The following is a 26,029-nucleotide window of genomic DNA, read 5'->3' as shown; positions in this document are numbered from 1 at the left end:
CAACTAGTGTAAAATTGGTGTATGTAAGATAAACCGTTATAGAGGAGTGTCGCACCTATGGATAATATTGATAAAACTATGAAGTTTGACTATGAAGAAATTCCTAAAGATAATGTCGAAACTGTGTTAAATAATGTACACCGAACATTAGAAGAACGTGGTTACAATGCTGTCAATCAAATCGTTGGGTATTTACTCTCTGGAGATCCAGCCTATATACCTCGTCAAAATGATGCTAGAAATCAGATTCGACACATTGATCGTGACGTTATTATGGAAGAACTCGTTTCAAATTACTTAAAAGAGAACAAGAAATAGTCCATGTTAACGCATAAAATTTTAGGTTTAGATGTAGGTAGTAAAACAGTTGGCATTGCTATTAGCGATTTAATGGGTTGGACTGCCCAAGGATTGGACACTCTGAGAATTAACGAGGAACAAGAAGATTTCGGTATAGACCAATTAGTAGCTATCATTAAAGAACATAATGTTGGTTCTGTAGTGATTGGTTTACCAAAGAATATGAATAATTCTATTGGCTTTCGTGGAGAAGCTTCGTTAAAATACAAGGAGTTACTTCAAGAAAACTTACCTGATATAGAGATTATAATGTGGGATGAACGATTAAGTACTATGGCAGCAGAGCGTTCATTACTTGAAGCAGATGTTTCAAGACAAAAAAGAAAAAAAGTAATTGATAAAATGGCAGCAGTATTTATATTGCAAGGCTATTTAGACTCAATCCAATAAAGGAGATATAAAGATGACTGAACATAATCATGACCACAACCATGACGTAGAATTAGATATTAGCAATGAAGAAGAATTATTAACTTTATTTGATGAAAATGGTAATGAAGTTTTATATCGCAAAATGTTAGAATTTTACCATCCAGAATTCAAAAAGGAATATGTTATTTTAGCAGAAGAGGGCGCACAATCAGACGACGATGATATGATTGAACTTATTCCAATGATAAATGAACCTGATGAATCAGGCGATGGTGGTAAATTAGTACCAATCGAAACTGATGAAGAATGGGACATGATTGAAGAAGTAGTAAATACAAATATGGAAGAGTAAATGATGCATTCATTCATCACATTTATAGATGAATGGAAGTTAAATTGTCAATTCGAAATTATGAATTAACGGACTTAGCGCATATGTTTAGCTGAGTTAACACAATAATTTTGTAGTGGGAGTGGACAAAGAATTCAAAACGAATTCTTTTCTGCTCCTTTTTGATTGACAAAATCATGTTTTTTTACTTGTTACACCTTAATTTACAATCAAATATGTGATAAAATATTTAAAGTTAAATTCTTATAACTAGACAAGTATTTTAATAAATATTTAAATCAGTCATACAATTATACATATAAGTTGACGTCATTTGATTTAGGTTATTTATAAGTCATCAGTGATTAAAACTTAATTAATAGAGACTGGTTTATTTTTTAATGTCATTTTGTCTTAAAAAAGGAAGTAAGTAAATGGAAGCTAATCAGCAATATTTATTGGAGATACAATCTAAAACAGATAATCAGATTGAATCATTAAGAAGCTATGCAGAAGAGAATGCTGTACCAATTGTAGACAGATTATCTCTAGAAATGATTAAACAATTAATTCGAATCCATGGTGCAAAAAATATATTGGAAATTGGTACTGCGGTAGGGTATAGTTCAATGCATTTTGCATCCGTATCAGATGACATTCAAATTACAACAATAGAACGTGATGAGAAAATGATTACGCAAGCTAAAGCAAATTTTGAAACTTTTGGCTATTCATCACAAATACGATTAATAGAAGGCAATGCCTTAGAGCAATATAGTCAAGTCGATGACAAAGTATATGATATTATCTTTATTGATGCAGCTAAAGCGCAATCTAAAAAATTTTTTGAATATTATACACCATTATTAAAAAAAGGTGGACTAGTGATTACAGATAATGTTTTATATCACGGTTTTGTATCGAACATAGATATTGTTCGTTCCAGAAATGTTAAGCAAATGGTGAAAAAAGTCCAAAAATTTAATGAATGGTTAATGAATCAAGAAAATTACAGTACAAATTTTATCAATATGGATGATGGGTTAGCTATTTCAATTAAAGGAGAATAATTATGACGGAATTACTCGTTACTCCTAAATCTTTAACACATTTAGAAACACTAATCGATATTGGCGCGGATGCCTTTGTCATTGGTGAGCAAAAATTTGGGTTACGATTACCGGGAGAATTTAATCGAGAAGATATAAAAAAAGCAATTAAATTAGCACATGAACATGATAAAAAAATCTATGTCGCTGTAAATGGTATTTTCCACAACTATCATTTAAACGCATTGGAAGACTACATTAATTTCTTGCACGAAATCAATGTGGATCGTATTATCTTTGGCGATCCTGCAGTTGTTATGTACGTAAAAAATCAACAAAATCCAATACCTTTAAATTGGGATGCCGAAACAATTGTTACCAACTATTTCCAATGTAACTATTGGGGTAAACGCGGTGCGAAACGTGCACTTCTTGCCAGAGAATTAAACTTAGATGAAATTATAAATATTAAAGAGAATGCAAATGTTGAAATTGAAGTTCAGGTCCACGGGATGACATGTATGTTCCAATCTAAACGTATGTTACTTGGAAACTATTATACATTTCAAGATAGACAAATGAAGATTAAACGTGAAAATGATGAACGTGAACTATTACTCTATGACGAAGAACGTGATAATAAATATCCTGTATTTGAGGATTTTAATGGCACACATATCATGTCTCCGAATGACATTTGTTTAATCGAAGAGCTTGAACCATTGTTTGAAGCTGGTATTGATTCATTTAAGATTGACGGTATATTACAGAGTGAAGAATATATCAACGTTGTTACAGCTCAATACAGAGAAGCGATTGATTTATACAATGAAGATCCTGAAGCATATGAAGATGAAAAATTTATGCTAGTAGACCCAATTGAAGACATTCAACCAGAACATCGTCCATTTGACGAAGGATTCTTCTATAAACAAACCGTATATTAAAAGGAGGCGCTAAACTTGAAAACTTTAACTGACGTTCAATCTCAAGTAAAAAGTAAAATCAAAAAACCTGAATTATTAGCGCCTGCTGGTAATTTAGAGAAATTAAAAATTGCTGTTCATTATGGTGCAGATGCCGTATTTTTAGGTGGCCAAGAATATGGTCTACGTTCTAACGCTGATAATTTTACAATGGCTGAAATTAAAGAGGGCGTTGAATTTGCAAATCAATATAATGCTAAAATTTACGTGACTACTAACATTATTGCACATGATGAAAATATTGATGGGTTGGAATCGTATCTAATTGAATTAGAAAAAACTGGAGCTACAGGTATTATTGTAGCAGACCCTTTAATCATAGAAACTTGTAAGCAAGTTGCACCAAAATTAGAAATACACTTATCAACACAACAATCATTATCTAATACTAAAGCTGTAGAATTCTGGAAAGAAGAAGGATTAGACCGAGTGGTATTAGCACGTGAAACAGGCGCTATGGAAATGAAGGAAATGAAAGAGAACGTAGATATTGAAATTGAGGCTTTCATCCATGGTGCTATGTGTATTGCCTATTCAGGTCGTTGTACACTTAGTAATCACATGACAGCGAGAGACTCTAATAGAGGAGGATGTTGTCAAAGTTGTCGTTGGGATTATGATTTGTTAGAGGTTGACAATGATGGTGATTTAGATCTTTATTATCAAGAGGGCGACGTTATCCCATTCGCTATGAGTCCTAAAGATTTAAAATTAATCGAATCAATACCGCAAATGATGGATATTGGCATTGACTCGCTTAAAATAGAAGGTCGTATGAAATCGATACATTATATTGCTACTGTGGTTTCAGTTTATCGAAAAGTAATTGATGCCTATGCTGAAGATCCAGAGCACTTTAAAATAAATCCTGAATGGTTAATCGAATTAGATAAATGTGCTAATAGAGATACAGCGCCAGCTTTCTTTGAAGGTACACCAGGTTATGAAGAGCAAATGTTTGGTGTTCAGCAAAATAAAAAATCACCTTATGATTTTTGTGGATTAGTATTAGATTATGATGAGGCAACGCATATTGCTACTATTCAACAAAGAAATCACTTTAAACCTGGTCAAGAAATTGAATTCTTTGGACCTGAAATTGAAAGCTTTAGACAAGTGATTGATGCCATATACGATGAGGAAGGCAATCAATTAGATGCTGCACGTCATCCACTTCAAATTGTACAAATTAAGGTAGATCATCCAATTTACCCTAAGAACATGATGAGAAAGGAAATTAGATAATGGCAAACACAACAATTATTGGTATTGCCGGTGGCTCTGGATCTGGTAAGACAACAGTTACTAATGAAATCATGAAAAATTTAGAAGGACATAGTGTTGCACTTCTTGCTCAAGATTATTATTATAAAGACCAATCACATTTAACTTTTGAAGAGCGTCTTGAAACAAATTATGACCATCCCTTTGCCTTTGACAACGATTTGCTAATTGAAAACTTAAAGGATTTACGTAATGGTCATGCAGTTGAAGTTCCAACGTACGATTACACAAATCATACACGAAGTAATGAAACCATTGCATTTGAACCTAAAGATGTTATTATCGTAGAAGGTATATTTGCTTTAGAAAATAAAACACTTCGTGATATGATGGATGTCAAAATATACGTTGATACTGATGCAGACTTAAGAATTCTAAGACGACTCGTACGTGATACTAAAGAGCGTGGTCGATCAATGGAATCGGTCATTAACCAATATTTAAATGTTGTTAAACCAATGCACAATCAATTCATTGAACCAACAAAGAAATATGCTGACATTATTATTCCAGAAGGTGGAAGTAATAAAGTAGCAATAGATATTATGACAACAAAAATTCAAACATTGGTTAGTAAACAATAAGTAAGTTACAATGTATATTAAAAATAAATGTATTCAATAAATTTTAATTGACTCAAACATATTAACTGAAAAAGGAAGATGACATAATGGAAAATCAAAAACAATATCCAATGACTCAAGAGGGTTATGAACAATTAGAAAAAGAATTAGAAGAATTAAAAACGGTTAAACGTCCTGAAGTTGTAGAAAAAATTAAAGTGGCACGTTCTTTTGGTGACCTTTCTGAGAACTCTGAGTATGATGCTGCTAAAGATGAACAAGGATTCATTGAACAAGACATTCAACGTATCGAGCATATGCTTAGATATGCATTAATTATTGAAGATACAGGTGATAACAATGTTGTTCAAATTGGTAAAACTGTAACTTTTATTGAATTACCTGGAGATGAAGAAGAAAGTTACCAAATCGTTGGTTCTGCTGAAGCAGATGCCTTTAACGGCAAAATCTCAAACGAATCACCTATGGCTAAAGCACTAATTGGTAAAAGTTTAAAAGATGAAGTACGTGTGCCTTTACCAAACGGTGGAGAAATTAACGTTAAAATCGTAGATATCAAATAATCTCTCTTTATAACAATGATTAATTTGAGTCTGAGACAATAATATACAACTGCTTTTTTCAAAAAGTGCAGTAATTAACTAAACTGGGAGGATGCTTAAATTAAGCTTTTCTCAGTTTTAGTCATTTACCGGGAGTGGGACAATGAATTCAAGAAAAATTCTGTTCCAGTCCCGTTTTTAATGTCAAATTCTGTATCATTTTTGGTTAAGTTCAACTTATTTTTGACAACTAAATGGTTTATCCGACCGTGCTTGCTATCTTGGTTACATTTTAATCTTTTTAATATATAAGTATCATTAAAGTAACGAATATCTATTTATATTTTATCAAATTAATTTGAAAATCTGAACTTTTTCATGACAAATTTTGTTTTATATGCTTAAATAACATTGTGAATACAATTGAATGAATTGTTAAGTATACACAAAAGTAAGCGATTACATCATGCCTTACTTTTTTTATTATTCACAATTTGAAATACTTATTAAACAACTAAGATATGAAAATGTTATAATTTTTTATACATAATAGTAAAATTTGAAAGTTGATACTTTTGTTAAATCAATACTTTTAGAAATACAATATAATCAAATGAAAGTATAAAAGGGAGGCAATGGGTTGGAAGTTAAAGTTATAAATGAGCAATCGCTATTGCTATATTTCAAAGAAGAGATTAGCGAAGATAATTATCAAGAAGTTAATCTAACTACTCAATATATTCTGTCTAAAAATATACCAAACATTAAGGATGTAATCCCGTCTTATCGAGCAATTATGATAAATTTTAATAATGATTTAATTGATTACAAGCAATTAATTGAAAAATTAGAATTAGATAATCTAAAACTTTCAAAAGTTGATTCAACTTCAAATAAGAATATTATACATATTCCTGTACTATATAATACTGAGATGGGCCCAGATTTAGAAGAGGTAGCAAGTCATAATCATTTATCTGTAGAGGAAGTTATCCAAATTCATACAGAAAATGAATATCTTGTTTATATGCTTGGTTTTATGCCAGGTTTCCCATTCTTAGGTGGGTTAGATGAACGTGTTCATACACCTAGAAGAGCTGAACCACGAGTTAAGATAAATGCCGGTTCTGTAGGAATCGCTAATAATCAAACGGGATTATATCCATCAGATTCACCAGGTGGTTGGCAAATTATTGGTAGAACACCATTAAAAGTGTTCGATCAATATGCTGAACCTATGACATTGTACGAAGCTGGTGATTATATTAAATTTTATGCAATTGACGAGCAAACGTATAGCCAAATTAAAAAAGAAATTAACGACGGTCAATTTAATAAAGAAAAGTGGGTGACGTGTAATGGGCATTAAAATTATAAAACCAGGACTGTTCACCACGGTACAAGACAAAGGACGTTTTGGATTTCAACATTTAGGTTTTTCAGGTTCTGGTGCTATGGATCAATTTAGTTATGATCTAGGACGACAATTGATTGCTAACGATGGTCCAAGTCTGGAATTTACAATTATTGGACCAACAATACAATTCACTCAAAATAACACGTTTGTATTGACAGGCGGTCAATTTAATGCAAAATTAAACAACGCTAAAATAACAAATAACAGTGTTGTCTTGGCAAATAAAGGCGATATCCTTGAGTTAGGACCTGTAATACGTGGTGCACGTGGCTATATTTTCTTTGGCCATTCACTTGATATTGAAAAAGTTGCAGATAGCTATTCAACGCATACTAGAAGTGGCGTGGGTGGTTTTTACGGCAGAGCATTGAAAAAAGATGATCATATTCAAGTCGTCCAAAATAGTAATTATAAAGTAAATCTTGGAAAATCAATTGATTATGATGCAGTTGAACAAGACAATATAATTCACATTATAGAAGGTCCGCAAGTTGATGCCTTTTCTGAAGAGAAACGAAAAAATTTAGTTGAATCTGAATATAAAATATCTGATCAATCTGATCGTATGGGATATAGACTTATAGGCAATCAAATTCCACCTGAAAATGGTGCGGATATCATTTCTGAACCAGTAGGGTTAGGAAGTATTCAAGTACCTAACGATGGGAATCCAATCATTCTATTAAATGACAAACAAACAGTCGGTGGTTATACAAAAATAGCTACAGTAAGTCAATTGGACCTTAAAAAATTAGCACAATTCAAGCCAGGAGATATGATACAGTTCAAATGGACTTCTGTAGATGAAGCAAATGAGATGTTACAGTCATTTAATCAAAAGTTCAGTGACAAATTGGACTCTGTGACAAATGCACCAATATTTAATATGCATTCAATGCGACCAACATCACAAAAATTGGCAAAATTAATTGAAGAGGAGTAATAACAAAATGAATATTAAAAAAATTGAAGAAGTTATTAACTTAGTTAAATCAAATGGCGTAAAACGCTTTAAATTTAAAGATAATAAAAGTGAACTAGAATTAGACTTCACAGAGGGCGCTCAAGTAATCAGTGAATCTGCTAATCAAAGTGTAGCAAGTACAAGTGCTGTGAATAATGATAATCAACAACAAGCCGAATCTAGTTCAAATGAAGATGCTTCTAAAGAAATAGTTTCACCAATGGTTGGTACATTCTTTTTACAAGATAGTAAAGAATTAACTGATCCTCAAATTAAAGTTGGAGATAAAGTTAAATTTGGAGATATTATCGGTTATGTTGAAGCAATGAAAGTTATGAATGAAATTACAAGCGATGTAGATGGAGAAGTCGTTGAAATAGTAGCAGATCATGGTACAAATGTTGAATATGATCAAGTACTAGTTAAACTTAAATAAAGGGGGACAGCTAAATGTACCGTTGTTTAGTAGCAAATAGAGGAGAAATTGCAGTCCGTATTATTAGAGCCTGTCGTGAAATGGGCATAGAGACTGTTGCGATATATGCTAAAGGAGATGAGCAAAGTTTACATGTTAGCTTAGCTGATCAAGCAGTTTGTATTGGAGAAGCTAATCCTTTAGATAGTTATTTAAATATTGAACGTATCATTGGCGCAGCTGAAATAACAGGTGCGAATGCGATCCATCCAGGATACGGATTTTTATCAGAAAGTACAACTTTCGCTGAAAAGGTAGAAGAAAATGATATTCATTTCATAGGTCCAAGTAAAAAAACAATGGAGCTGATGGGTGATAAAATAACTGCGCGTCAAACAGTAGACGCTGCAGGAGTACCTGTCATTCCTGGATCAACAGCTGCTATCAATTCAGTGGAAGAAATTAAACAACTTGCTGATGAAATTGGTTACCCTGTCGTTTTAAAAGCAGCTAGTGGCGGTGGCGGTAAAGGTATCCGTATCGTTAAAGAACCTGAACAACTTGAAAAATCATTAAAAGAAGCAAAAAGCGAAGGGCAGAAGTACTTTAATGATGACAGAGTATATGTCGAAGCTTTTATACCTGTAGCCAAACACGTGGAAGTTCAAATCATTGGTGATGGAAAAGGTAACTATGTACATTTAGGAGAAAGAGATTGCTCTGTACAACGCAAAAATCAAAAGTTAATTGAAGAGTCTCCTTGTGCAGCATTAACAGAGGAAAGACGAAAACAAATTTGTGCAGATGCAGTTGCCGTTGCCAAAGCTTCAAATTATCGAAGTGCAGGTACAATAGAATTTTTAGTTACAAAAGATGCACATTACTTTATAGAAATGAATGCACGTATACAAGTAGAACATACTGTTACAGAAATGCGTGCTGATAGAGACTTATTACAAGCGCAACTGTATTTAATGCAACATGGTAAACTTCCATTCGGTCAAGATGACATCGTATTCAATGGTCACGTAATCGAAGCGCGTATCAATGCTGAAAATCCAGAGAAGAAATTCCAACCTACGCCAGGTAAAGTAAAAAAATTACATTTACCTCAAGGGTTCAATATTCGTGTTGATTCTTTACTATATCCAGGATACCAAGTATCACCATATTATGACTCACTTGTCGCAAAGGTTATAGTTAAAGATACGGATCGACAAACTGCGATTAACAAATTGAAAGTAGCGCTTGATGAAATGGTAATTGAAGGCTTTACAACAACTGCTGACTTTTTATACGCAGTTTTAAATTACCCATTATATGCAGATGATGATGCTAGTGAAGTAGATATTAAATTCCTTGAAAAACATCAAATTATTGAAGGAGTGGAGCTATAATGCGCATAGACTTGAATTGTGACTTAGGCGAAGCATTTGGAAATTATTCATTTGGCGGTGACAATCAAATCATTCCATTAATCACTTCAGCTAATATTGCTTGTGGCTTCCATGCAGGTGATGAAAATGTGATGTATGACACTATTAAACTCGCTAAAGACAATGGTGTTGGAATAGGTGCGCATCCAGGATTACCAGATTTAAAGGGATTTGGCCGCCGAAATATGGATATTTCACCTAAAGAAATTTATAATTTAGTTATCTATCAACTAGGTGCTTTAGATGGTTTCTGTAAAGTACATCAAACGCGCATTAATCATGTAAAACCACATGGCGCACTGTATAACATGGGGGCTAAAGATCAAAATATTGCGCGTGCTATTGCACAAGCAGTTTATGATTTTGATGCTTCACTTGTCTTAGTAGGATTGTCAAATACATTACTAATTACTGAGGCCGAAGCTTTAGGTTTACGCACTGCATCTGAAGTGTTTGCTGATAGACGATATGAAGATAATGGTCAACTCGTTAGTCGTAAAGAGGCAGATGCAGTCATCACTAACACTAAAGAAGCGTTAGATCAAGTTTTAAAAATGGTTATTGAAAACAAAGTGGTTAGCAAAAACGGAAAAGAAATCAATCTAAAAGCAAATACGATTTGTGTGCATGGTGATGGAGCTCATGCTTTAGAATTTGTATCACAAATTAGAGAAAAATTAACGAAAGAAGGCATTGATATTCAATCCTTATAAGGGGGACCAATTATGGGAGAAAACTTTAACCAAAATCCAAATCAAGAAATAAATCCGAATGAGAAGGAATTTAAATTCACGAAGAATCACAGACGATTATTATATGGTTCTGTATTCCTAATGGCAACTTCTGCTATTGGCCCAGCATTCCTTACTCAAACAGCTGTATTCACAGCTGAATTTTATGCTAGTTTTGCATTTGCAATATTAATTTCAATTATCATTGATATAGGCGCACAAATTAATATTTGGCGTGTCCTTGTAGTTACTGGTTTACGTGGACAAGAAGTGTCAAATAAGGTGATGCCTGGTTTAGGAACATTAATTTCAATATTAATTGCATTTGGGGGTCTTGCATTTAATATAGGTAATATTGCTGGTGCAGGCTTAGGTTTAAACGCCATGTTTGGATTAGATATCAAATGGGGTGCTGCAATTACAGCTATTTTCTCTATTTTAATTTTTGTTAGTAGAAGTGGTCAAAAGATCATGGACGTTGTTTCAATGATTTTAGGGGTTGTAATGATACTCGTAGTTGCATATGTTATGGTAGTTTCAAACCCGCCATATGGTGATGCATTAGTACACACATTCGCGCCAGAACAGCCGGTTAAATTAATTTTACCTATTATTACATTAGTCGGAGGTACTGTAGGCGGTTACATTACTTTCGCAGGTGCACATAGACTTTTAGATTCTGGTATGAAAGGTAAAGAGTTCTTACCATTTGTAAACCGCTCTGCAATTGCAGGTATATTAACAACAGGTATTATGAGAACTTTATTATTCTTAGCAGTATTAGGTGTAGTTGTAACGGGTGTAACATTAAGTGCCGATAATCCACCTGCTTCAGTATTTGAACATGCAATTGGACCAATTGGTAAGAATATTTTCGGTGTCGTTATCTTTGCGGCTGCCATGTCTTCTGTTATTGGCTCAGCATACACAAGTGCTACATTCTTAAGAACATTACATAAATCATTATTAACTAAAAATAATCTAATTGTAATCGTCTTTATCGTAATTTCTACGTTAATTTTCCTATTTATTGGTAAACCTATTAGTTTACTTATTATTGCTGGTGCAATTAATGGTTGGATTTTACCTATCACACTTGGAGCGATACTTATTGCAAGTCGTAAAAAAGATATTGTTGGAGATTACAAACATCCAACATGGATGCTAATCTTTGGTGTTGTAGCAGTCATTGTAACTATTGTAACAGGTATCTTCTCATTACAAGATTTAGCTGCACTTTGGAAAGGATAAATAGCTTTTCTACGGTATAAGACATATTGCATTAGATTTGCTTAAAATTCTGGGTTATAGATTAATACTTTTATAAAAATATCTGATTAAATTCACTATGAAATATTGAGCTAAGAAGTTAGTGGTAGTATGCTTTTCTCAATTTAAATTACACATAAGAAGGGTGAGATTTTGAATTCAAATTGAATTCCATCTCACTCTTTTTTTGTAGAATTTATTCTCTTTTTCACTAGTAAAATTTATAAAAAGAGATGAATGTGTAAGGAATTTATTATTTTAAATACGGAGTGATGAAACATTGTCGTGATGAATGAAATTATATGATAAAATAGCAATTGCTAAGATAAAGACTGAGGTGTAAATATGATAGGAATTATAGGAGCTATGGAAGAAGAAGTAGCTATTTTAAAAGATAAATTAACAGAGATGAATGAAATTTCTGTTGCACATGTTAAATTTTATAGAGGGAAATTAAATACAACAGAAGTTGTTTTAACGCAAAGTGGGATTGGTAAAGTGAATGCCGCTATTTCAACAACATTATTAATTGAGAAATTTAATCCTAGACTCATTATCAATACTGGATCGGCAGGTGCGCTAGATGAAAGCTTATCTGTAGGAGATATGTTGATTAGTAATGATGTACAATATCATGATGTTGATGCAACTGCATTTGGTTACGAATTTGGACAAGTACCTCAAATGCCTTCTAAATTTGAGTCAAATCACGAACTATTAAACCTAGCTGAACAAGTTATTAAACAACAAAATTACACTGCTAAAATAGGCCAAATTGTGGGTGGTGATAGTTTTATTGGAAGTGTTGAGCAACGTTTAACGATTAAACGACAATTTCCTAATGCTATGGCTGTTGAAATGGAGGCAACTGCAATTGCACAGACATGCTACCAATTCCATGTTCCATTTATCGTGACACGTGCAGTATCCGATTTAGCGAATGGTAAAGCAGATATATCTTTCGAGAAATTCCTCGGTAAAGCTGCTAAATCATCAAGTTCAATAGTTGAAGCACTCATTAAAGTTTTATAAATATTAATAAAGGTGATAAATAAATGGGATTAATAAAGAAATATTTTATGCCAAATGATTACGTTAAGTCTGTATTTCAAATCGATATTGAAAAATTAGCTAAGGCTGGTTTTAAAGGTATTATTACAGACTTAGATAATACATTAGTTGGGTGGGATGTAAAATCGCCAACTATAGAAATACAACAATGGTTTAAAAAAGCAAATGAATTAGGTATTACAATAACTATTGTATCTAATAATAATGAAGATAGAGTTTCAAGCTTTTCTAAAGACTTAAATGTAGATTTCATTTTTAGAGCAAGAAAACCTATGGGCAAAGCATTTAAAAAAGCCATCAAACAAATGAATATCAAACCTGAGGAAACCATCGTAATTGGAGACCAAATGTTAACGGATGTTTTTGGTGGTAATCGTAATGGCTTATATACAATTATGGTTGTGCCTGTGAAACGTACAGATGGATTTATTACTAAATTCAACCGTATTATTGAGCGTCGATTATTAAATTACTTTAAAAATAAAGGCTATATCACATGGGAGGAAAATTGATTGGATGACACATTAAAATGTATTGGATGCGGTGCACAACTTCAATCTGATGATAAAAGTGCACCTGGATATGTTCCAGAACATAACCTTTTTAGAGAGGACGTTATTTGTCAACGTTGTTTCAGATTGAAAAATTATAATGAAATTCAAGATGTCGGAATGGATAGTGAAGATTTTTTAAATTTACTCAATGAATTATCTGACCGACAAGGAATAATTGTGAATGTTGTTGACATTTTCGATTTTGAAGGTTCATTTATCAATGCCTTGAAACGAATTGTAGGCAATAAAAAAATAATATTAGCCGCTAATAAATTAGATCTTTTACCTAAGCAAATTAATAAACGTCGTGTAAAAGAGTGGCTCAAAAAAACTGCTAGAAAATATGGTTTAGAAGCTGACGACGTTATACTTATTTCTGCACAAAAAGGTTGGGGAATCGAAGATTTATTAGCATCGATTGATAAGCATAGACATAATCAAGATGTGTATATTGTCGGTACTACGAATGTAGGTAAATCAACACTTATAAATAAATTGATTGAACAAAGTGTGGGCGAAAAAGATGTTGTAACCACTTCTAGATTTCCAGGAACTACATTAGATTTAATCGATATACCTCTAGATGAAAAAACATTCATGTACGATACGCCGGGTATTATTCAGTCTCATCAAATGACACACTATGTATCTGAGAAAGAATTAAAAATAATCGTGCCTAAAAATGAAATAAAACAAAGAGTTTTTCAACTTAATGAAGGACAAACGTTATTCTTTGGTGGACTGTCTAGAATTGATTATGTTTCAGGTGGAAAAAGACCACTCGTTTGTTATTTTTCAAATGATTTGAATATACATCGAACTAAAACGGAAAAGGCAAATGATTTATGGCGTAATCAAATTGGTAATGTTTTGACACCACCAAATAATCCTGACCACTTCGACATGAGTGAAACAAAAGCTGTACGTCTTGAAACTGGTAAGGAAAAGAAAGACATAATGATATCAGGACTAGGATTTATAACGATTGAAGCAGGTGCAAAAGTTATTGTACGTGTCCCTAAAAATGTTGATGTAATCCTAAGAAATTCAATAATGTAAGGTGGGTTATTTATGAAGTATGCAGTAATAGGTGATCCCGTATCGCATTCATTATCTCCAGTCATGCATCAAGTTAATTTTGAATCATTAAATATGGAAGACACATACGAAGCGTTGCACATTCCCACACAAGACTTCCATGATATTAGACAAATTATTGAAGATAACCATATTAATGGATTCAATGTTACGATTCCGCATAAGGAAAGAATTATTCCTTATCTGGATGAAATTGATGACCAAGCAAAAGCTGTTGGAGCCGTTAATACTGTGAAAATTATTAATAATAAATGGATAGGTTGTAATACAGATGGTATTGGTTATGTGATGGGCTTGAAACAAGTTTATCCCGATTTAGAAAATGCTTATGTTTTAATCCTTGGTGCTGGTGGTGCTAGTAAGGGAATTGCAAATGAACTCAGTAAAATTGTACAACCCAAATTAACAATCGCTAACAGAACAATGCGTAGATTTGAGACGTGGGATATGGATATTAATGCAATTTCATTAGAACAAGCAGAACAATATTTAGATGAATTTGATATTATAATCAATACGACATCTGCTGGATTAAATAATAACGAGGATATTGTTATTAGCTTAGATAATTTATCATCAAGTACACTCGTTAGTGATATTATTTATATTCCATATAAGACTAAATTTTTAAAAGAAGCAGAACTCAAAGGCAATACGGTTTATAATGGCTTGGATATGTTCATAAACCAAGGCGCTGAAAGTTTTAAAATTTGGACCGGCAAACAGCCTAATATATTAGAAATGAAATATGCAGTACTAAACAAATTAAAAGGAGTTTAATATGTTAACTGGAAAACAAAAAAGATATTTAAGAAGTTTAGCTCACAATATAGATCCTATTTTTCAAATTGGTAAAGCAGGCATTAATGACAATATGATTGCTCAGATTGATGATACACTTGAAAATCGCGAGTTAATTAAAATACATGTGTTACAAAATAACTTTGATGATAAAAATGAATTAGCGTCAACATTAAGTGATGCAACTAATAGTGAAGTTGTTCAAGTGATTGGTTCGATGATTGTCATTTATAGAGAATCAGTTGATAATAAAGAAATCACATTACCATAAATGATGAATAAAAAATCAATAGTGCTTTATGGTGGTCAATTCAACCCAATTCATACTGCACACTTATTAGTTGCAAATGAAGTCTATCATCAACTTAAACCTGACAAATTTTATTTTTTACCAAGTTATATGGCACCTTTGAAAACGCATGATGACTATTTAGATGCTAAATATCGAATCAAAATGATTCAACTTGCTATTGAAGAATTAGGTTTTGGTGAAATATGTGAAATTGAACTTGAGAGAAAAGGTCAAAGTTACACTTATGAAACGCTAAAAGATATCGTTAATAATGAAAAAGATGCGGATATCTATTTCATTATCGGAACAGATCAGTATAAACAATTAGATAAATGGTATAAAATTGAAAAGTTAAAACAACTCATTACGTTTGTAATTGTGAACAGAGATGTTAATTATCAAGAGGTCGACGAGTCAATGATATCGGTTAATATACCGCGAATGGATATTAGTTCATCATTGATTCGAAATCGTGTAAAAAATAAACAACCAATAAATATCTTGGTTCCTCGTAGTATTCACGACTATATAAGAGAGGAAGGATTTTATGAAAATTGATAAAGCGATTGAACTCGTTAAAGATAAACTACCGGAGAAACGTTTTAAGCACTCATTGAGAGTAGCTGAAACCGCAGTAAAACTTGCAGAAATTTATGATGGTGATAAAGATAAAGCTAACTTAGCGGGTGTATTGCATGATTATTGCAAGTATGATGACCTAAGCACAATGTACCAAATTGTGAGACAACACGATTTAGATAGTGAACTATTAAGTTATGGTGGAGAAATCTTACACGGGCCAGTCTGTGCTGCTATCATGCAATCAGAATTTGGTATTGAAGACGAGGAAGTGCTTCTTGCAATCAAGAATCACACAACTGGTCGAAAAGAAATGACTAAAACTGAAAAACTTGTGTTTATTGCTGATTATATCGAGCCTGGAAGAAAAACCCCAGGAGTTGAAGAAATTAGAGATATGGCATACAATCAAGGTAGCTTAGATAAAACAATTTATGAAATTTCTAAGCGAACAGTACTGTTCCTAATTAGTAAGGATATAACCGTTTATGGCACAACGATTTCATGTTTAAACTATTATAATTATAGTGATCAAAGGATAAAGGATGATTAAATGAATTCAGAAGAATTATTAAATATTGCTGTCGATGCGACAGAAAATAAAAAAGCAGAAGATATTGTTTCTCTTAATATGAAAGGTATCAGTGACATGACAGACTATTTCGTTGTTTGTCACGGTAATAATGAGCGTCAAGTTCAATCAATTGCTAGAGCAGTTAAAGAGGCAGCACATGAACAAGCTATTGATGTAAAACGTATGGAAGGGTATCAAAGTGCTAGATGGGTTTTAATTGATTTAGCAGATGTTGTGGTCCACATCTTCCATAAAGATGAACGTAATTATTATAATATTGAGAAGCTATATCAAGATGCGCCAATAGAATCATATGGGCAGGTTGCATATTAGATGGCTCAATATGGTGAAATGAGCTTAGTTTATGATCAACTTACGCAAGATCAACCTTATGACAAGTGGTTTGAAATCGTGAACCATTATACGCAAGAACTCAGTCATAAGCCGAAAATTCTTGATATTGGTTGTGGAACTGGCAGTTTAACTGCTCAGCTAAGTACTATTGGTTCGGTTACAGGAATGGATTTAAGCTCAGAGATGCTCTCCATTGCTGCTAATAAATCTAATCAAGTAACATGGTTAGAAGGCGATATGACCGATTTTTCATTCAATACTAAATTTGATGTAATAACAATATTTTGTGATTCACTGAATTATTTACCTGATATCGAAGATGTAAATGAAACATTTATCAATGTTTTTAATCATTTATCAGAAACTGGTGTTTTTATATTTGATGTCCATACTATTCAAAAGATGAATACGTTGTTTCATAATCAATGTTACATTGATGAGAATGAGTCAATCTTTTTAGCATGGGAAGCTATTGTTGGTGATGAACCTTATAGTGTGTATCACGACATGAGTTTCTTTGTAAAAAATACTGATGATACTTATCAGCGATTTGATGAATCGCACTATCAAAGAACCTTTGAAAAAGATACTTACATTAGTTTATTAAAGACAATTGGATTTAAAGCATTCGAAACATTTATCGACTTTAATCGCAATAATCACGATGAAAACGGCGATCGTTTATTTATCGTAGCTTATAAATAAATAAAGTAAACTCATCTCCTTAAACGTTTATATATATAAGGAGATGAGTTTTTTGTTTAAAGATAAAATAGAATTATTGGCATTTATCAAGCAATGGAAATTTCAACTGATGATCACTTTGACCATTATAATAGCTATCGCATGTACACTAATGTTTCTTAAACCTGTTAAAGAAACAAGCAATGACATGCCAATCGTTTCATCGCAAAGCAATTCAAAAGAAAAAAATAATACACATCAATCATCTAGACATATTAATGATGCAACTAAGAAAGATGAGTTGAATAATGGTATTGATGAAAATAAAACGGTAATTGTAGATATCAAAGGCGCTGTTGAGCACCCTGATGTATATAAAATGAAAGGGTCAGATAGAATTAAAGATGTATTAGAAAAAGCTAAATTACAAAAAGATGCTGATTTGACACAAGTCAATTTATCTGAAAAATTAACAGATCAAAAATTGATTTACATACCATCCACCAGTGAAATGAAAAATACTATAACGCATAGTGATGATAATAATAAGCGTAGTAATACAAAACCTTTAAATTCATTAACTACTGACAAAATAAATTTGAATACTGCGAGTGAAACTGATTTGCTTAAGATTCCAGGCGTAGGACCGACAAAAGTCAAAGAAATTTTAGATTACAGGTCAAAGAATAACCAGTTTCATTCAATAGAAGATATAAAAAATATCAAGGGCATCGGTGACAAAACTTTCGAAAAGATTAAAGATTATATTACAATCTAACTTTGTTGATTGGCTTAAATATAAAGATATTCTATAATAATGATAATAAATTTGAATCGGAGTGAATTTAATGGAAAGATTAAAATGGGACGAATATTTCATGGCGCAAAGCCATTTACTTGCTCTAAGATCAACTTGCCAAAGATTGTCAGTAGGGGCAACTATAGTAAAAGACAATAGAATTATAGCAGGGGGATATAATGGATCTGTTGCTGGTGAGGTGCATTGTATTGATGAAGGATGCTTAATTGAAGATGGCCATTGTATCAGAACCATACATGCCGAAATGAATGCTTTATTACAATGTACTAAGCAGGGTGTTTCAACAGATGGTGCTACTATCTATGTCACTCACTTTCCATGTCTTAATTGCACAAAATCTATTATACAAGCAGGCATTAAACAAATATATTATGCTGAAGATTATCACAATCACGAATATGCGCTGCAATTATTAAACCAAGCTGGTATTGAATACAAAAAAATACCTTTTTCAGCTCGAAATGTGGCTCAATATTTAACTAACTAATATATGATTTATTTTGCATTGTCCTTTCTCATAGGTATTCTATGGATACATTTAAAATTAATGTCGTGTTTGATTATTATTTTATTAGTTATCATTTCAACGCAAAGAAGATTTAAAATGCATCATATATTAATAATGATTATTTGTGTATTTTGTGGTGTGAGTTTTGAACATTTTCACTATGAAAACAGTATAAGTAAAGATGATTTCTTCAAGAAAAACCCTAACATATTTACCAAAGTCGAATTTGGATCTAATATCGATCGTCAAGGAAAGCAATTAAAAGGTAAATTTACTATCAAAGATCAATCGTACGTTTTTCACTTAAATACCAATCAATTAAGTGAAAAAGACATTGAAAATAAATCATGTGTTATTAAAGGTAAAATTGTTAATGTTTTAAATCACACCCCTTATGTTTCTGTTAACAAAGTAGTCACGAATACGTGCCAAATCACTAAAAATTCAAATGTATTTGAAAAGCATTCGTCGTATATTACTCAAAAATTGGCTCACTCAAGCCTATCGCATCCTGAATATATTACTGCTTTAATTAGTGGTGATATCCATGGCATTAGTACCGAATTTATTGATAAGGTCAAGGACATAGGCATTTATCATTTATTAGCAGTGAGTGGGTCGCATATTGCTACTATTTCTTATCTTATATATCAACCTCTAGTTAGACTTAATATACCCAAAGTGATTATTAACGGTTTAATTATCATATTTCTAATTATATTCGCATATTATACCGATTTTGCACCAAGTGCATTGAGAGCAATTTTAGCTACGATAACCGTCATTCTCATTTCTAATAAGTCTAAAATGTCGACCATTGATATTTTAGGTCTAATCTTTATCATTATGATTTTAATAACACCTGACTATTTGTATGATATAGGCTTTCAATTTTCATTTATTATTTCATTTTTTATTCTAGTTTCCTTTCCACTTATAAGACAGTTATCTTTTTTTAATAATATTATTATCCTTACTTTAATAGCTCAGCTTTCTTCTTCAATCATCTCAATTTTTCATTTTAACCAATTACAATGGATAGGCTTATTTTCTAATATACTATTTGTTCCTTTATATAGTTTTATTATTTTCCCATTAGCAATATTATTATTTTTTACTTATCATTTTGTTAATGATATACCTTTATTTGGTGCAATATTCAATAAAATATATATCTTACACGATTACCTCTTAGAATTATTTTTGAAATTTAAATTTTATCAAGTTTTTATTGCACCTAAATCATCTTTTGAATATGTGCTTTTTGTAGTATTGATAATACTAATATTCATCTTTTTATGCCATAAAAAAATAAAATCACTCGTATTACTATGTGTCTTGTTTATATCTTTATGCATTTTTAATATCCAACCTAACATGAGTACAATTACTTTTTTTAATGTTGGGCAAGGGGATAGTTTAATATTTCAAACAAGTACGAAAGAAACTGTGGTGGTAAGGAAATTAGAGAAGGTACGATAGATAATCATAATATAGCCAAATATCATATTTTACCTACATTAAAACGTAAAAGTATTACCTCAATAGATCATTTAATTATTACGCATCCACATGCAGATCATATTGGCGAGCTACCTTACATCATTCAACACATAAGAATCAAAAAGTTATATATTCATGTATATAGCTATTCAGAAGTAGAACTAACAAGACTCATACGTTTGTGTAAAAATAACAATATCCAATTAGTAGATGCTAAAGAAATAGATTCTATCCAATTCAATAACGGTAAAATTTCATTCCTTCACGGAGATATTCCTTCAAGTGATGATAAAAATGAGCATAGCATTATTTTACTTATTGAATATCAAAACTACAAAATGATTTTATTGGGTGACGCGACGAAAAATAATGAAGCTAAATTGATGAAATTATATCAACTTCCTACCGTGGATATATTGAAAGTAGGACATCACGGAAGTAAAACAAGTAGTTCGGAAGTATTTATAAAGTCTATTAAACCGACTATTAGTATTATCTCAAGTGGTAAAAACAATAAATATCATTTGCCAAATAAAGAAACGTTGCAGACGTTAAAGTCGGTAAACAGTAAAATTTTGAACACTCAAGACGTTGGAGAAATAACAATAGATTTGGATCACAATATGAATATTACATCTAATCAAATTGATTGAACTGGTGACGCTTTACCCAAGCATGATATAATTATCAATGTTTGATATTTTAAAAGGGAGTTCACAATTATGACAAACAATATTATGGCTATATATGGTGAAGTGCCTGAATTAGTAGAAAAGAAAAGTAACGAACTGACAAATGCATTCTTAAATGAGGACAGAGATGACTTTAATTTTATAAAATTTAACCTTTATGAAACAAATATTTCGACAATTATTGAAGAGGCATTAACAATGCCATTTATATCTGAAAAGAAAGTAATTGTTGTTAAAAATTCATTTATATTTACTGGCGAAAAAGTTAATAAAGATTTACAGCCGAACAATGAACAAGTTATAGAATTTTTAGAGAAGTATGATGGTGATAATTTAGTCATTTTTGAAATCTATAGCAATAAATTAGATGAAAGAAAGAAATTAACTAAATCATTAAAAAAGACCAGTAATCTAACCAAAGTAGAACAAATGTCAGAACAAGAAATTAAGTCCTGGATTCAAAATCAACTACATGAGAATTTCAAAGATATAAAGCAAGATGCGCTAAACCTATTTATTGAATTAACTGGTGTGAATTTCAATATCGTTTCTCAAGAACTAGATAAACTCATTTTATTCTTAGGTGACAGATCTACTATTAATAAAAATGATGTAAGTTTAATTATTAACAGAAGCTTAGAACAAAATGTTTTTCTATTAACAGAATATATTCAAAAAAATGAAAAAGACAAAGCTATACAACTTGTAAAAGATTTAATCGTTATGAAAGAGGAACCTATTAAATTACTTGCACTTATTACAAGTAACTATAGATTGTATTACCAATGTAAAATATTAGCTCAAAAAGGGTATAGTGGGCAACAGATTGCTAAAACAATTAATGTGCATCCATATAGAGTTAAGTTAGCATTAAATCAAGTTCGTTATTATGAGTTAAAAGAATTATTAAATATAATAGATAACTGCGCAGAAACAGATTACAAACTAAAGTCGTCATATATGGACAAACAACTAATACTTGAGTTATTTATTCTATCCCTTTAAATTTGTAATCAATCCCTAGTTATATATTTAAATGCAAAAAAGCACGGAACATAGTTCCGCGCTTTTTTACACATTATTTACTTGATGACATTAATTGTGATTTAATGCGATCAGCTTTGTTTGAGTGAATTAAGTTACTTTGTGAAGCTTTATCAACTGATTTGATTGCGAAGTTAACTAATTCAGCTTTGTTATCAGCGTTATTGTTGATTGCTGTTTTAGCATTTTTCACAGCAGTACGCATAGCGTTTTTTTGTGAAATATTACGAGCTTCTGCGTTTTCAGTTGTTTTAACACGTTTAATAGCAGATTTAATATTTGGCATTACTGTCACCTCCTAAAAGTGATCTTAAGCATATCAAATTTTATTTTGATTACAACAAGAAATATTTTATCAAAACTAACATATTTGTGCAATCCTTAATTAAATATAGCATAATTAAAATCTCAATTAAATCATAATTACTGTTGGAATGCCCACTTTAACACTTTATAATGAGTATATATTCTAAAATTATATACGACTAACGCAAGTGATTTTATAATCATGTTTTAACATTTAATAGTAAGGATACGTTTGCAATTAATCATTAAAAACGATATCATATCAAAGATGTATACATATACGGGCTAATTTTATGAAAGCGAGAATGATAGGCTATGGATATGCAAGAACGCTATAACAGAAGAGAAAATATACGAAATTTTTCTATTATTGCTCATATTGATCATGGTAAATCAACATTAGCAGATAGAATATTAGAAAATACTAAATCTGTAGAAACAAGAGAAATGCAAGATCAATTATTAGATTCAATGGATCTTGAAAGAGAACGTGGTATTACAATCAAATTAAATGCCGTACGATTAAAATATGAAGCAAGTGATGGACAAACTTATACTTTCCATTTAATTGATACACCAGGACACGTAGACTTTTCATATGAGGTCTCTAGATCCCTAGCTGCATGTGAAGGTGCAATTTTAGTAGTAGATGCAGCACAGGGTATTGAAGCACAAACATTGGCAAATGTGTATCTAGCACTTGATAACGATTTAGAATTATTACCAGTCGTTAACAAAATCGATCTCCCTGCCGCTGAACCTGAAAGGGTTAAACAAGAATTAGAAGATGTGATTGGTTTAGATCAAGATGATGTCGTACTTGCTAGTGCTAAATCAAATATTGGTATCGAAGATATTTTAGAGAAAATTGTAGAAGTAGTGCCACCACCTGAAGGTGACCCAAGCGCCCCATTAAAAGCTTTAATTTTCGATTCAGAATATGATCCTTATAGAGGCGTTATTTCATCAATTCGCGTGATGGAAGGCGTTGTTAAAGCTGGAGATAGAATTAAAATGATGGCAACAGGTAAAGAATTTGAAGTTAGTGAGGTAGGTATCAACACACCTAAACAATTACCTATTGAAGAACTAACTGTAGGTGATGTTGGTTATATTATTGCAAGTATCAAAAATGTCGATGATTCACGTGTAGGTGATACGATAACACATGCAAACAGACCAGCTGAAGCACCGCTAAAAGGATATAAAAAAATGAACCCAATGGTTTATTGTGGTTTGTTCCCAATTGAAAACAAGGACTATAATGATTTAAGAGAAGCTCTTGAAAAGTTACAATTAAATGATGCGTCATTAGAGTTTGAACCAGAATCTTCTCAAGCACTCGGTTTTGGTTTTAGAACTGGATTTTTAGGCATGCTTCACATGGAAATTATTCAAGAGCGCATTGAAAGAGAATTTGGCATTGAATTAATTGCTACTGCGCCATCAGTTATTTATCAATGTGTAATGAAAGATGGTTCAGAAGTCACAGTAGATAATCCCGCACAAATGCCAGAAAGAGACAAAATTGATGCGATTTATGAACCTTATGTGAAAGCGACCATGATGGTTCCGAATGACTATGTAGGAGCAGTAATGGAGTTGTGTCAACGTAAACGTGGTCAATTTATTAATATGGATTATTTAGATGATATTCGAGTGAATATCGTTTATGAAATACCACTTTCTGAAGTTGTTTTTGATTTCTTCGATCAACTTAAATCTAATACTAAAGGATACGCTTCGTTTGATTATGAGTTTATTGAAAATAAAGAAAGTAATTTAGTGAAGATGGATATTTTATTAAATGGTGATAAAGTAGATGCACTAAGCTTTATCGTTCATAAAGATTTTGCTTATGAACGAGGCAAAGCATTAGTTGAAAAATTAAAAACACTTATTCCGCGTCAACAATTTGAAGTTCCAGTGCAAGCTGCAATTGGACAAAAAATCGTTGCAAGAACTAATATTAAATCAATGGGTAAAAATGTTTTATCTAAATGTTATGGTGGGGATATTAGTCGTAAGCGTAAATTACTCGAAAAACAAAAAGCAGGTAAAGCGAAAATGAAAGCAGTTGGTAGTGTTGAAATTCCACAAGATGCATTCCTAGCTGTACTAAAAATGGATGATGAATAGAACATAAAAGAGGTCGAGACGAATATAAATTGGTAGATACCATAACAATAATGAATATTATTGATAAAGAAACTACTAACTTATATTACTAAGTCTCAATCTCTTTTTTTAAGTTATAGAAGGGGTGTAACATTGGAAGTTAAAAGTGCGTACATACACATACCTTTTTGTGTCAGAATTTGTACTTATTGTGATTTTAATAAATATTATATTGATAAACAGCCAGTAGATGAATATTTATCCGCATTAATAAAAGAAATGTCGTTTAGTAAAACAAAACACCTTGAGACAATGTACGTTGGAGGAGGTACGCCAACAGCACTGAATGACATGCAACTTGAAAGATTATTACAAGCTATTACTTCAACTTTTTCAATCAATGGAGAGTTCAGTTTTGAAGCAAATCCAGATGAACTAACTTTTAATAAAGTAAAGTTACTTAAACAGTATGGTGTTAATCGTATTTCAATGGGTGTTCAAACATTTAAACCAGAGCTATTAAAAATATTAGGACGAACACATAACACTCAAGATATCTATAATGCAGTAAATAATGCTAGGAAAGCTGGTATCAATTCTATAAGCCTTGATTTAATGTATCATTTACCTGAACAAACGATAGAGGATTTTGCAGACAGCTTAAATCAAGCAATCAATATGGATATTGACCATATTTCAAGTTACGGTTTAATACTTGAACCTAAGACACAGTTTTATAATATGTATCGAAAAGGGAAACTAAAATTACCAAATGAAGATTTAGGTGCTGAAATGTACCAATATCTAATGAAAGCATTAAGTCAAACCGACTTTAAGCAATATGAAATTTCTAACTTTGCTAAAACGAATCATGAATCTGAACATAATAAAGTGTATTGGTTAAACGAAGAATATTACGGTTTTGGAGCAGGTGCAAGTGGATACGTTGAAGGCGAACGCTATACAAATTTAAATCCGGTTCAACATTATATTAATGCAATTAATGATGGCAAACGGCCTATACTAACTTCTAATCGACCAACCTTGAATGAAAAGATGGAAGAAGAAATGTTTTTAGGTCTGAGAATGAATCAAGGTGTAAATCGCGAACGTTTCGAGTTGAAATTTGGTCAATCACTTGATGCAATATTTGGAGAAACGGTTAAAGATTTAAAATCAAGACACCTTCTAATTGAAATGAATGGAAATATCTCACTAACCCCAAGAGGAAAGGTTATAGGAAACGAAGTATTTGAGGCTTTCTTACTAAACTAATAAAAAATTAAAAAAG

At 31.8% G+C, this 26,029-nt stretch carries 31 protein-coding genes; 30 read left to right on the top strand and 1 reads right to left on the bottom strand.

The window, feature by feature from the left end; genetic code table 11:
- Positions 1-57: 57 nt before the first annotated feature.
- From JVV30_RS05580 to holA, 28 genes are all read left to right on the top strand, one after another.
- The gene (locus JVV30_RS05580) at positions 58-318 is read left to right on the top strand and encodes an IreB family regulatory phosphoprotein (protein ID WP_011275600.1); all 261 of its coding nucleotides are present in this window, start codon (positions 58-60) and stop codon (positions 316-318) included.
- Between the two features lie 3 nt (positions 319-321).
- Entirely contained in the window at positions 322-750 is a 429-nt protein-coding gene (ruvX, locus tag JVV30_RS05575; RefSeq protein WP_070854930.1) for a Holliday junction resolvase RuvX, read from the top strand.
- Between the two features lie 13 nt (positions 751-763).
- Positions 764-1,084, top strand: coding sequence for a DUF1292 domain-containing protein (locus JVV30_RS05570; RefSeq protein ID WP_053029554.1), 321 nt, complete (start codon positions 764-766; stop codon positions 1,082-1,084).
- 413 nt (positions 1,085-1,497) lie between these two features.
- Positions 1,498-2,133, top strand: a complete 636-nt coding sequence (locus tag JVV30_RS05565; RefSeq protein ID WP_204193635.1) for an O-methyltransferase — start codon at positions 1,498-1,500, stop codon at positions 2,131-2,133.
- A gap of 2 nt (positions 2,134-2,135) precedes the next feature.
- Positions 2,136-3,059 carry a peptidase U32 family protein gene (locus JVV30_RS05560; RefSeq protein ID WP_070854932.1) on the top strand — a complete coding sequence of 308 codons (924 nt, stop codon included), beginning with the start codon at positions 2,136-2,138 and terminating at the stop codon, positions 3,057-3,059.
- Positions 3,060-3,074: 15 nt separating this feature from the next.
- Complete coding sequence (locus JVV30_RS05555; RefSeq protein WP_070854933.1) at positions 3,075-4,343, top strand: peptidase U32 family protein; 1,269 nt, start codon at positions 3,075-3,077, stop codon at positions 4,341-4,343.
- Positions 4,343-4,966, top strand: a complete 624-nt coding sequence (udk, locus tag JVV30_RS05550; RefSeq protein ID WP_011275606.1) for a uridine kinase — start codon at positions 4,343-4,345, stop codon at positions 4,964-4,966. The genes JVV30_RS05555 and udk overlap by 1 nt, the downstream gene beginning before the upstream one ends.
- Positions 4,967-5,052: 86 nt before the next feature.
- Positions 5,053-5,529 (top strand): transcription elongation factor GreA, encoded by a 477-nt coding sequence (gene greA / locus JVV30_RS05545; RefSeq protein ID WP_053029550.1) that lies wholly within the window; start codon positions 5,053-5,055, stop codon positions 5,527-5,529.
- Between the two features lie 619 nt (positions 5,530-6,148).
- Positions 6,149-6,877, top strand: coding sequence for a 5-oxoprolinase subunit PxpB (pxpB, locus tag JVV30_RS05540; protein WP_070854934.1), 729 nt, complete (start codon positions 6,149-6,151; stop codon positions 6,875-6,877).
- Positions 6,867-7,868, top strand: a complete 1,002-nt coding sequence (locus JVV30_RS05535) for a 5-oxoprolinase subunit C family protein (protein ID WP_070854935.1) — start codon at positions 6,867-6,869, stop codon at positions 7,866-7,868. The genes pxpB and JVV30_RS05535 overlap by 11 nt, the downstream gene beginning before the upstream one ends.
- A gap of 7 nt (positions 7,869-7,875) precedes the next feature.
- Positions 7,876-8,325, top strand: a complete 450-nt coding sequence (locus JVV30_RS05530; RefSeq protein ID WP_204193634.1) for an acetyl-CoA carboxylase biotin carboxyl carrier protein — start codon at positions 7,876-7,878, stop codon at positions 8,323-8,325.
- Positions 8,326-8,339: 14 nt separating this feature from the next.
- Positions 8,340-9,701 (top strand): acetyl-CoA carboxylase biotin carboxylase subunit, encoded by a 1,362-nt coding sequence (locus tag JVV30_RS05525; protein ID WP_070854937.1) that lies wholly within the window; start codon positions 8,340-8,342, stop codon positions 9,699-9,701.
- Positions 9,701-10,453: a 5-oxoprolinase subunit PxpA gene (gene pxpA / locus JVV30_RS05520; RefSeq protein ID WP_070854938.1), complete on the top strand. Its 753-nt coding sequence runs from the start codon at positions 9,701-9,703 to the stop codon at positions 10,451-10,453. The genes JVV30_RS05525 and pxpA overlap by 1 nt, the downstream gene beginning before the upstream one ends.
- Positions 10,454-10,465: 12 nt before the next feature.
- The gene (locus JVV30_RS05515; RefSeq protein WP_053029544.1) at positions 10,466-11,722 is read left to right on the top strand and encodes an NRAMP family divalent metal transporter; all 1,257 of its coding nucleotides are present in this window, start codon (positions 10,466-10,468) and stop codon (positions 11,720-11,722) included.
- Between the two features lie 363 nt (positions 11,723-12,085).
- Complete coding sequence (gene mtnN / locus JVV30_RS05510; RefSeq protein ID WP_204193633.1) at positions 12,086-12,772, top strand: 5'-methylthioadenosine/S-adenosylhomocysteine nucleosidase; 687 nt, start codon at positions 12,086-12,088, stop codon at positions 12,770-12,772.
- 23 nt (positions 12,773-12,795) lie between these two features.
- Complete coding sequence (locus JVV30_RS05505; RefSeq protein ID WP_053029542.1) at positions 12,796-13,323, top strand: YqeG family HAD IIIA-type phosphatase; 528 nt, start codon at positions 12,796-12,798, stop codon at positions 13,321-13,323.
- On the top strand, positions 13,324-14,424 hold the full coding sequence (gene yqeH / locus JVV30_RS05500) for a ribosome biogenesis GTPase YqeH (protein ID WP_204193632.1): 1,101 nt from the start codon (positions 13,324-13,326) through the stop codon (positions 14,422-14,424).
- Between the two features lie 12 nt (positions 14,425-14,436).
- Positions 14,437-15,243: a shikimate dehydrogenase gene (gene aroE / locus JVV30_RS05495; protein ID WP_204193631.1), complete on the top strand. Its 807-nt coding sequence runs from the start codon at positions 14,437-14,439 to the stop codon at positions 15,241-15,243.
- Between the two features lies 1 nt (position 15,244).
- A complete protein-coding gene (gene yhbY / locus JVV30_RS05490) occupies positions 15,245-15,535 on the top strand; it encodes a ribosome assembly RNA-binding protein YhbY (protein WP_016930857.1) in 291 nt (96 codons plus the stop codon).
- Positions 15,536-16,114 carry a nicotinate-nucleotide adenylyltransferase gene (locus JVV30_RS05485; RefSeq protein WP_053029539.1) on the top strand — a complete coding sequence of 193 codons (579 nt, stop codon included), beginning with the start codon at positions 15,536-15,538 and terminating at the stop codon, positions 16,112-16,114.
- Positions 16,104-16,688, top strand: a complete 585-nt coding sequence (yqeK, locus tag JVV30_RS05480; protein ID WP_011275620.1) for a bis(5'-nucleosyl)-tetraphosphatase (symmetrical) YqeK — start codon at positions 16,104-16,106, stop codon at positions 16,686-16,688. Before JVV30_RS05485 ends, yqeK begins: the two co-directional genes overlap by 11 nt.
- The gene (rsfS, locus tag JVV30_RS05475) at positions 16,689-17,042 is read left to right on the top strand and encodes a ribosome silencing factor (protein WP_053029538.1); all 354 of its coding nucleotides are present in this window, start codon (positions 16,689-16,691) and stop codon (positions 17,040-17,042) included.
- Positions 17,043-17,768 (top strand): class I SAM-dependent DNA methyltransferase, encoded by a 726-nt coding sequence (locus tag JVV30_RS05470; RefSeq protein ID WP_204193629.1) that lies wholly within the window; start codon positions 17,043-17,045, stop codon positions 17,766-17,768. It begins immediately after the preceding gene.
- A 52-nt stretch (positions 17,769-17,820) separates the two neighbouring features.
- Positions 17,821-18,525, top strand: a complete 705-nt coding sequence (locus JVV30_RS05465; RefSeq protein ID WP_070854943.1) for a helix-hairpin-helix domain-containing protein — start codon at positions 17,821-17,823, stop codon at positions 18,523-18,525.
- Between the two features lie 70 nt (positions 18,526-18,595).
- A complete protein-coding gene (locus tag JVV30_RS05460; protein ID WP_204193628.1) occupies positions 18,596-19,054 on the top strand; it encodes a ComE operon protein 2 in 459 nt (152 codons plus the stop codon).
- Between the two features lie 69 nt (positions 19,055-19,123).
- Positions 19,124-20,557 (top strand): ComEC/Rec2 family competence protein, encoded by a 1,434-nt coding sequence (locus tag JVV30_RS05455; RefSeq protein ID WP_204193627.1) that lies wholly within the window; start codon positions 19,124-19,126, stop codon positions 20,555-20,557.
- Complete coding sequence (locus JVV30_RS05450) at positions 20,500-21,231, top strand: MBL fold metallo-hydrolase (protein WP_204193665.1); 732 nt, start codon at positions 20,500-20,502, stop codon at positions 21,229-21,231. Before JVV30_RS05455 ends, JVV30_RS05450 begins: the two co-directional genes overlap by 58 nt.
- Positions 21,232-21,300: 69 nt before the next feature.
- A complete protein-coding gene (gene holA, locus JVV30_RS05445; protein ID WP_070854946.1) occupies positions 21,301-22,275 on the top strand; it encodes a DNA polymerase III subunit delta in 975 nt (324 codons plus the stop codon).
- 73 nt (positions 22,276-22,348) lie between these two features.
- Here holA and rpsT read toward each other — a convergent pair whose 3' ends face one another.
- Positions 22,349-22,600: a 30S ribosomal protein S20 gene (gene rpsT, locus JVV30_RS05440; RefSeq protein WP_053029533.1), complete on the bottom strand. Its 252-nt coding sequence runs from the start codon at positions 22,598-22,600 to the stop codon at positions 22,349-22,351.
- Between the two features lie 335 nt (positions 22,601-22,935).
- Here rpsT and lepA point away from each other — a divergent pair, with 335 nt between their 5' ends.
- A complete protein-coding gene (gene lepA, locus JVV30_RS05435) occupies positions 22,936-24,759 on the top strand; it encodes a translation elongation factor 4 (RefSeq protein WP_070854947.1) in 1,824 nt (607 codons plus the stop codon).
- Between the two features lie 132 nt (positions 24,760-24,891).
- On the top strand, positions 24,892-26,013 hold the full coding sequence (gene hemW, locus JVV30_RS05430) for a radical SAM family heme chaperone HemW (RefSeq protein WP_070854948.1): 1,122 nt from the start codon (positions 24,892-24,894) through the stop codon (positions 26,011-26,013).
- Positions 26,014-26,029 lie beyond the last annotated feature (16 nt).

The organism is Staphylococcus sp. GDY8P47P (assembly GCF_016892225.1).
GTDB classification, from domain to species: domain Bacteria; phylum Bacillota; class Bacilli; order Staphylococcales; family Staphylococcaceae; genus Staphylococcus; species Staphylococcus borealis.
Note: the sequence above shows the minus strand (reverse complement) of the source record. Positions and strands in the feature narration are given on the sequence as shown.

Bases quoted from the DNA above. Each gene is read 5' to 3' on its own strand.
- rpsT (WP_053029533.1), bottom strand. From the start codon at position 22,600: ATGCCAAATATTAAATCTGCTATTAAACGTGTTAAAACAACTGAAAAC.
- pxpA (WP_070854938.1), top strand. From the start codon at position 9,701: ATGCGCATAGACTTGAATTGTGACTTAGGCGAAGCATTTGGAAATTAT.
- lepA (WP_070854947.1), top strand. From the start codon at position 22,936: ATGGATATGCAAGAACGCTATAACAGAAGAGAAAATATACGAAATTTT.
- JVV30_RS05485 (WP_053029539.1), top strand. From the start codon at position 15,536: ATGATGAATAAAAAATCAATAGTGCTTTATGGTGGTCAATTCAACCCA.
- aroE (WP_204193631.1), top strand. From the start codon at position 14,437: ATGAAGTATGCAGTAATAGGTGATCCCGTATCGCATTCATTATCTCCA.
- rsfS (WP_053029538.1), top strand. From the start codon at position 16,689: ATGAATTCAGAAGAATTATTAAATATTGCTGTCGATGCGACAGAAAAT.
- JVV30_RS05460 (WP_204193628.1), top strand. From the start codon at position 18,596: ATGGAAAGATTAAAATGGGACGAATATTTCATGGCGCAAAGCCATTTA.
- JVV30_RS05470 (WP_204193629.1), top strand. From the start codon at position 17,043: ATGGCTCAATATGGTGAAATGAGCTTAGTTTATGATCAACTTACGCAA.
- JVV30_RS05565 (WP_204193635.1), top strand. From the start codon at position 1,498: ATGGAAGCTAATCAGCAATATTTATTGGAGATACAATCTAAAACAGAT.
- JVV30_RS05535 (WP_070854935.1), top strand. From the start codon at position 6,867: ATGGGCATTAAAATTATAAAACCAGGACTGTTCACCACGGTACAAGAC.
- JVV30_RS05505 (WP_053029542.1), top strand. From the start codon at position 12,796: ATGGGATTAATAAAGAAATATTTTATGCCAAATGATTACGTTAAGTCT.
- udk (WP_011275606.1), top strand. From the start codon at position 4,343: ATGGCAAACACAACAATTATTGGTATTGCCGGTGGCTCTGGATCTGGT.
- holA (WP_070854946.1), top strand. From the start codon at position 21,301: ATGACAAACAATATTATGGCTATATATGGTGAAGTGCCTGAATTAGTA.
- JVV30_RS05525 (WP_070854937.1), top strand. From the start codon at position 8,340: ATGTACCGTTGTTTAGTAGCAAATAGAGGAGAAATTGCAGTCCGTATT.
- ruvX (WP_070854930.1), top strand. From the start codon at position 322: ATGTTAACGCATAAAATTTTAGGTTTAGATGTAGGTAGTAAAACAGTT.
- yhbY (WP_016930857.1), top strand. From the start codon at position 15,245: ATGTTAACTGGAAAACAAAAAAGATATTTAAGAAGTTTAGCTCACAAT.
- JVV30_RS05580 (WP_011275600.1), top strand. From the start codon at position 58: ATGGATAATATTGATAAAACTATGAAGTTTGACTATGAAGAAATTCCT.
- JVV30_RS05560 (WP_070854932.1), top strand. From the start codon at position 2,136: ATGACGGAATTACTCGTTACTCCTAAATCTTTAACACATTTAGAAACA.
- mtnN (WP_204193633.1), top strand. From the start codon at position 12,086: ATGATAGGAATTATAGGAGCTATGGAAGAAGAAGTAGCTATTTTAAAA.
- yqeK (WP_011275620.1), top strand. From the start codon at position 16,104: ATGAAAATTGATAAAGCGATTGAACTCGTTAAAGATAAACTACCGGAG.
- JVV30_RS05530 (WP_204193634.1), top strand. From the start codon at position 7,876: ATGAATATTAAAAAAATTGAAGAAGTTATTAACTTAGTTAAATCAAAT.
- JVV30_RS05570 (WP_053029554.1), top strand. From the start codon at position 764: ATGACTGAACATAATCATGACCACAACCATGACGTAGAATTAGATATT.
- JVV30_RS05515 (WP_053029544.1), top strand. From the start codon at position 10,466: ATGGGAGAAAACTTTAACCAAAATCCAAATCAAGAAATAAATCCGAAT.
- greA (WP_053029550.1), top strand. From the start codon at position 5,053: ATGGAAAATCAAAAACAATATCCAATGACTCAAGAGGGTTATGAACAA.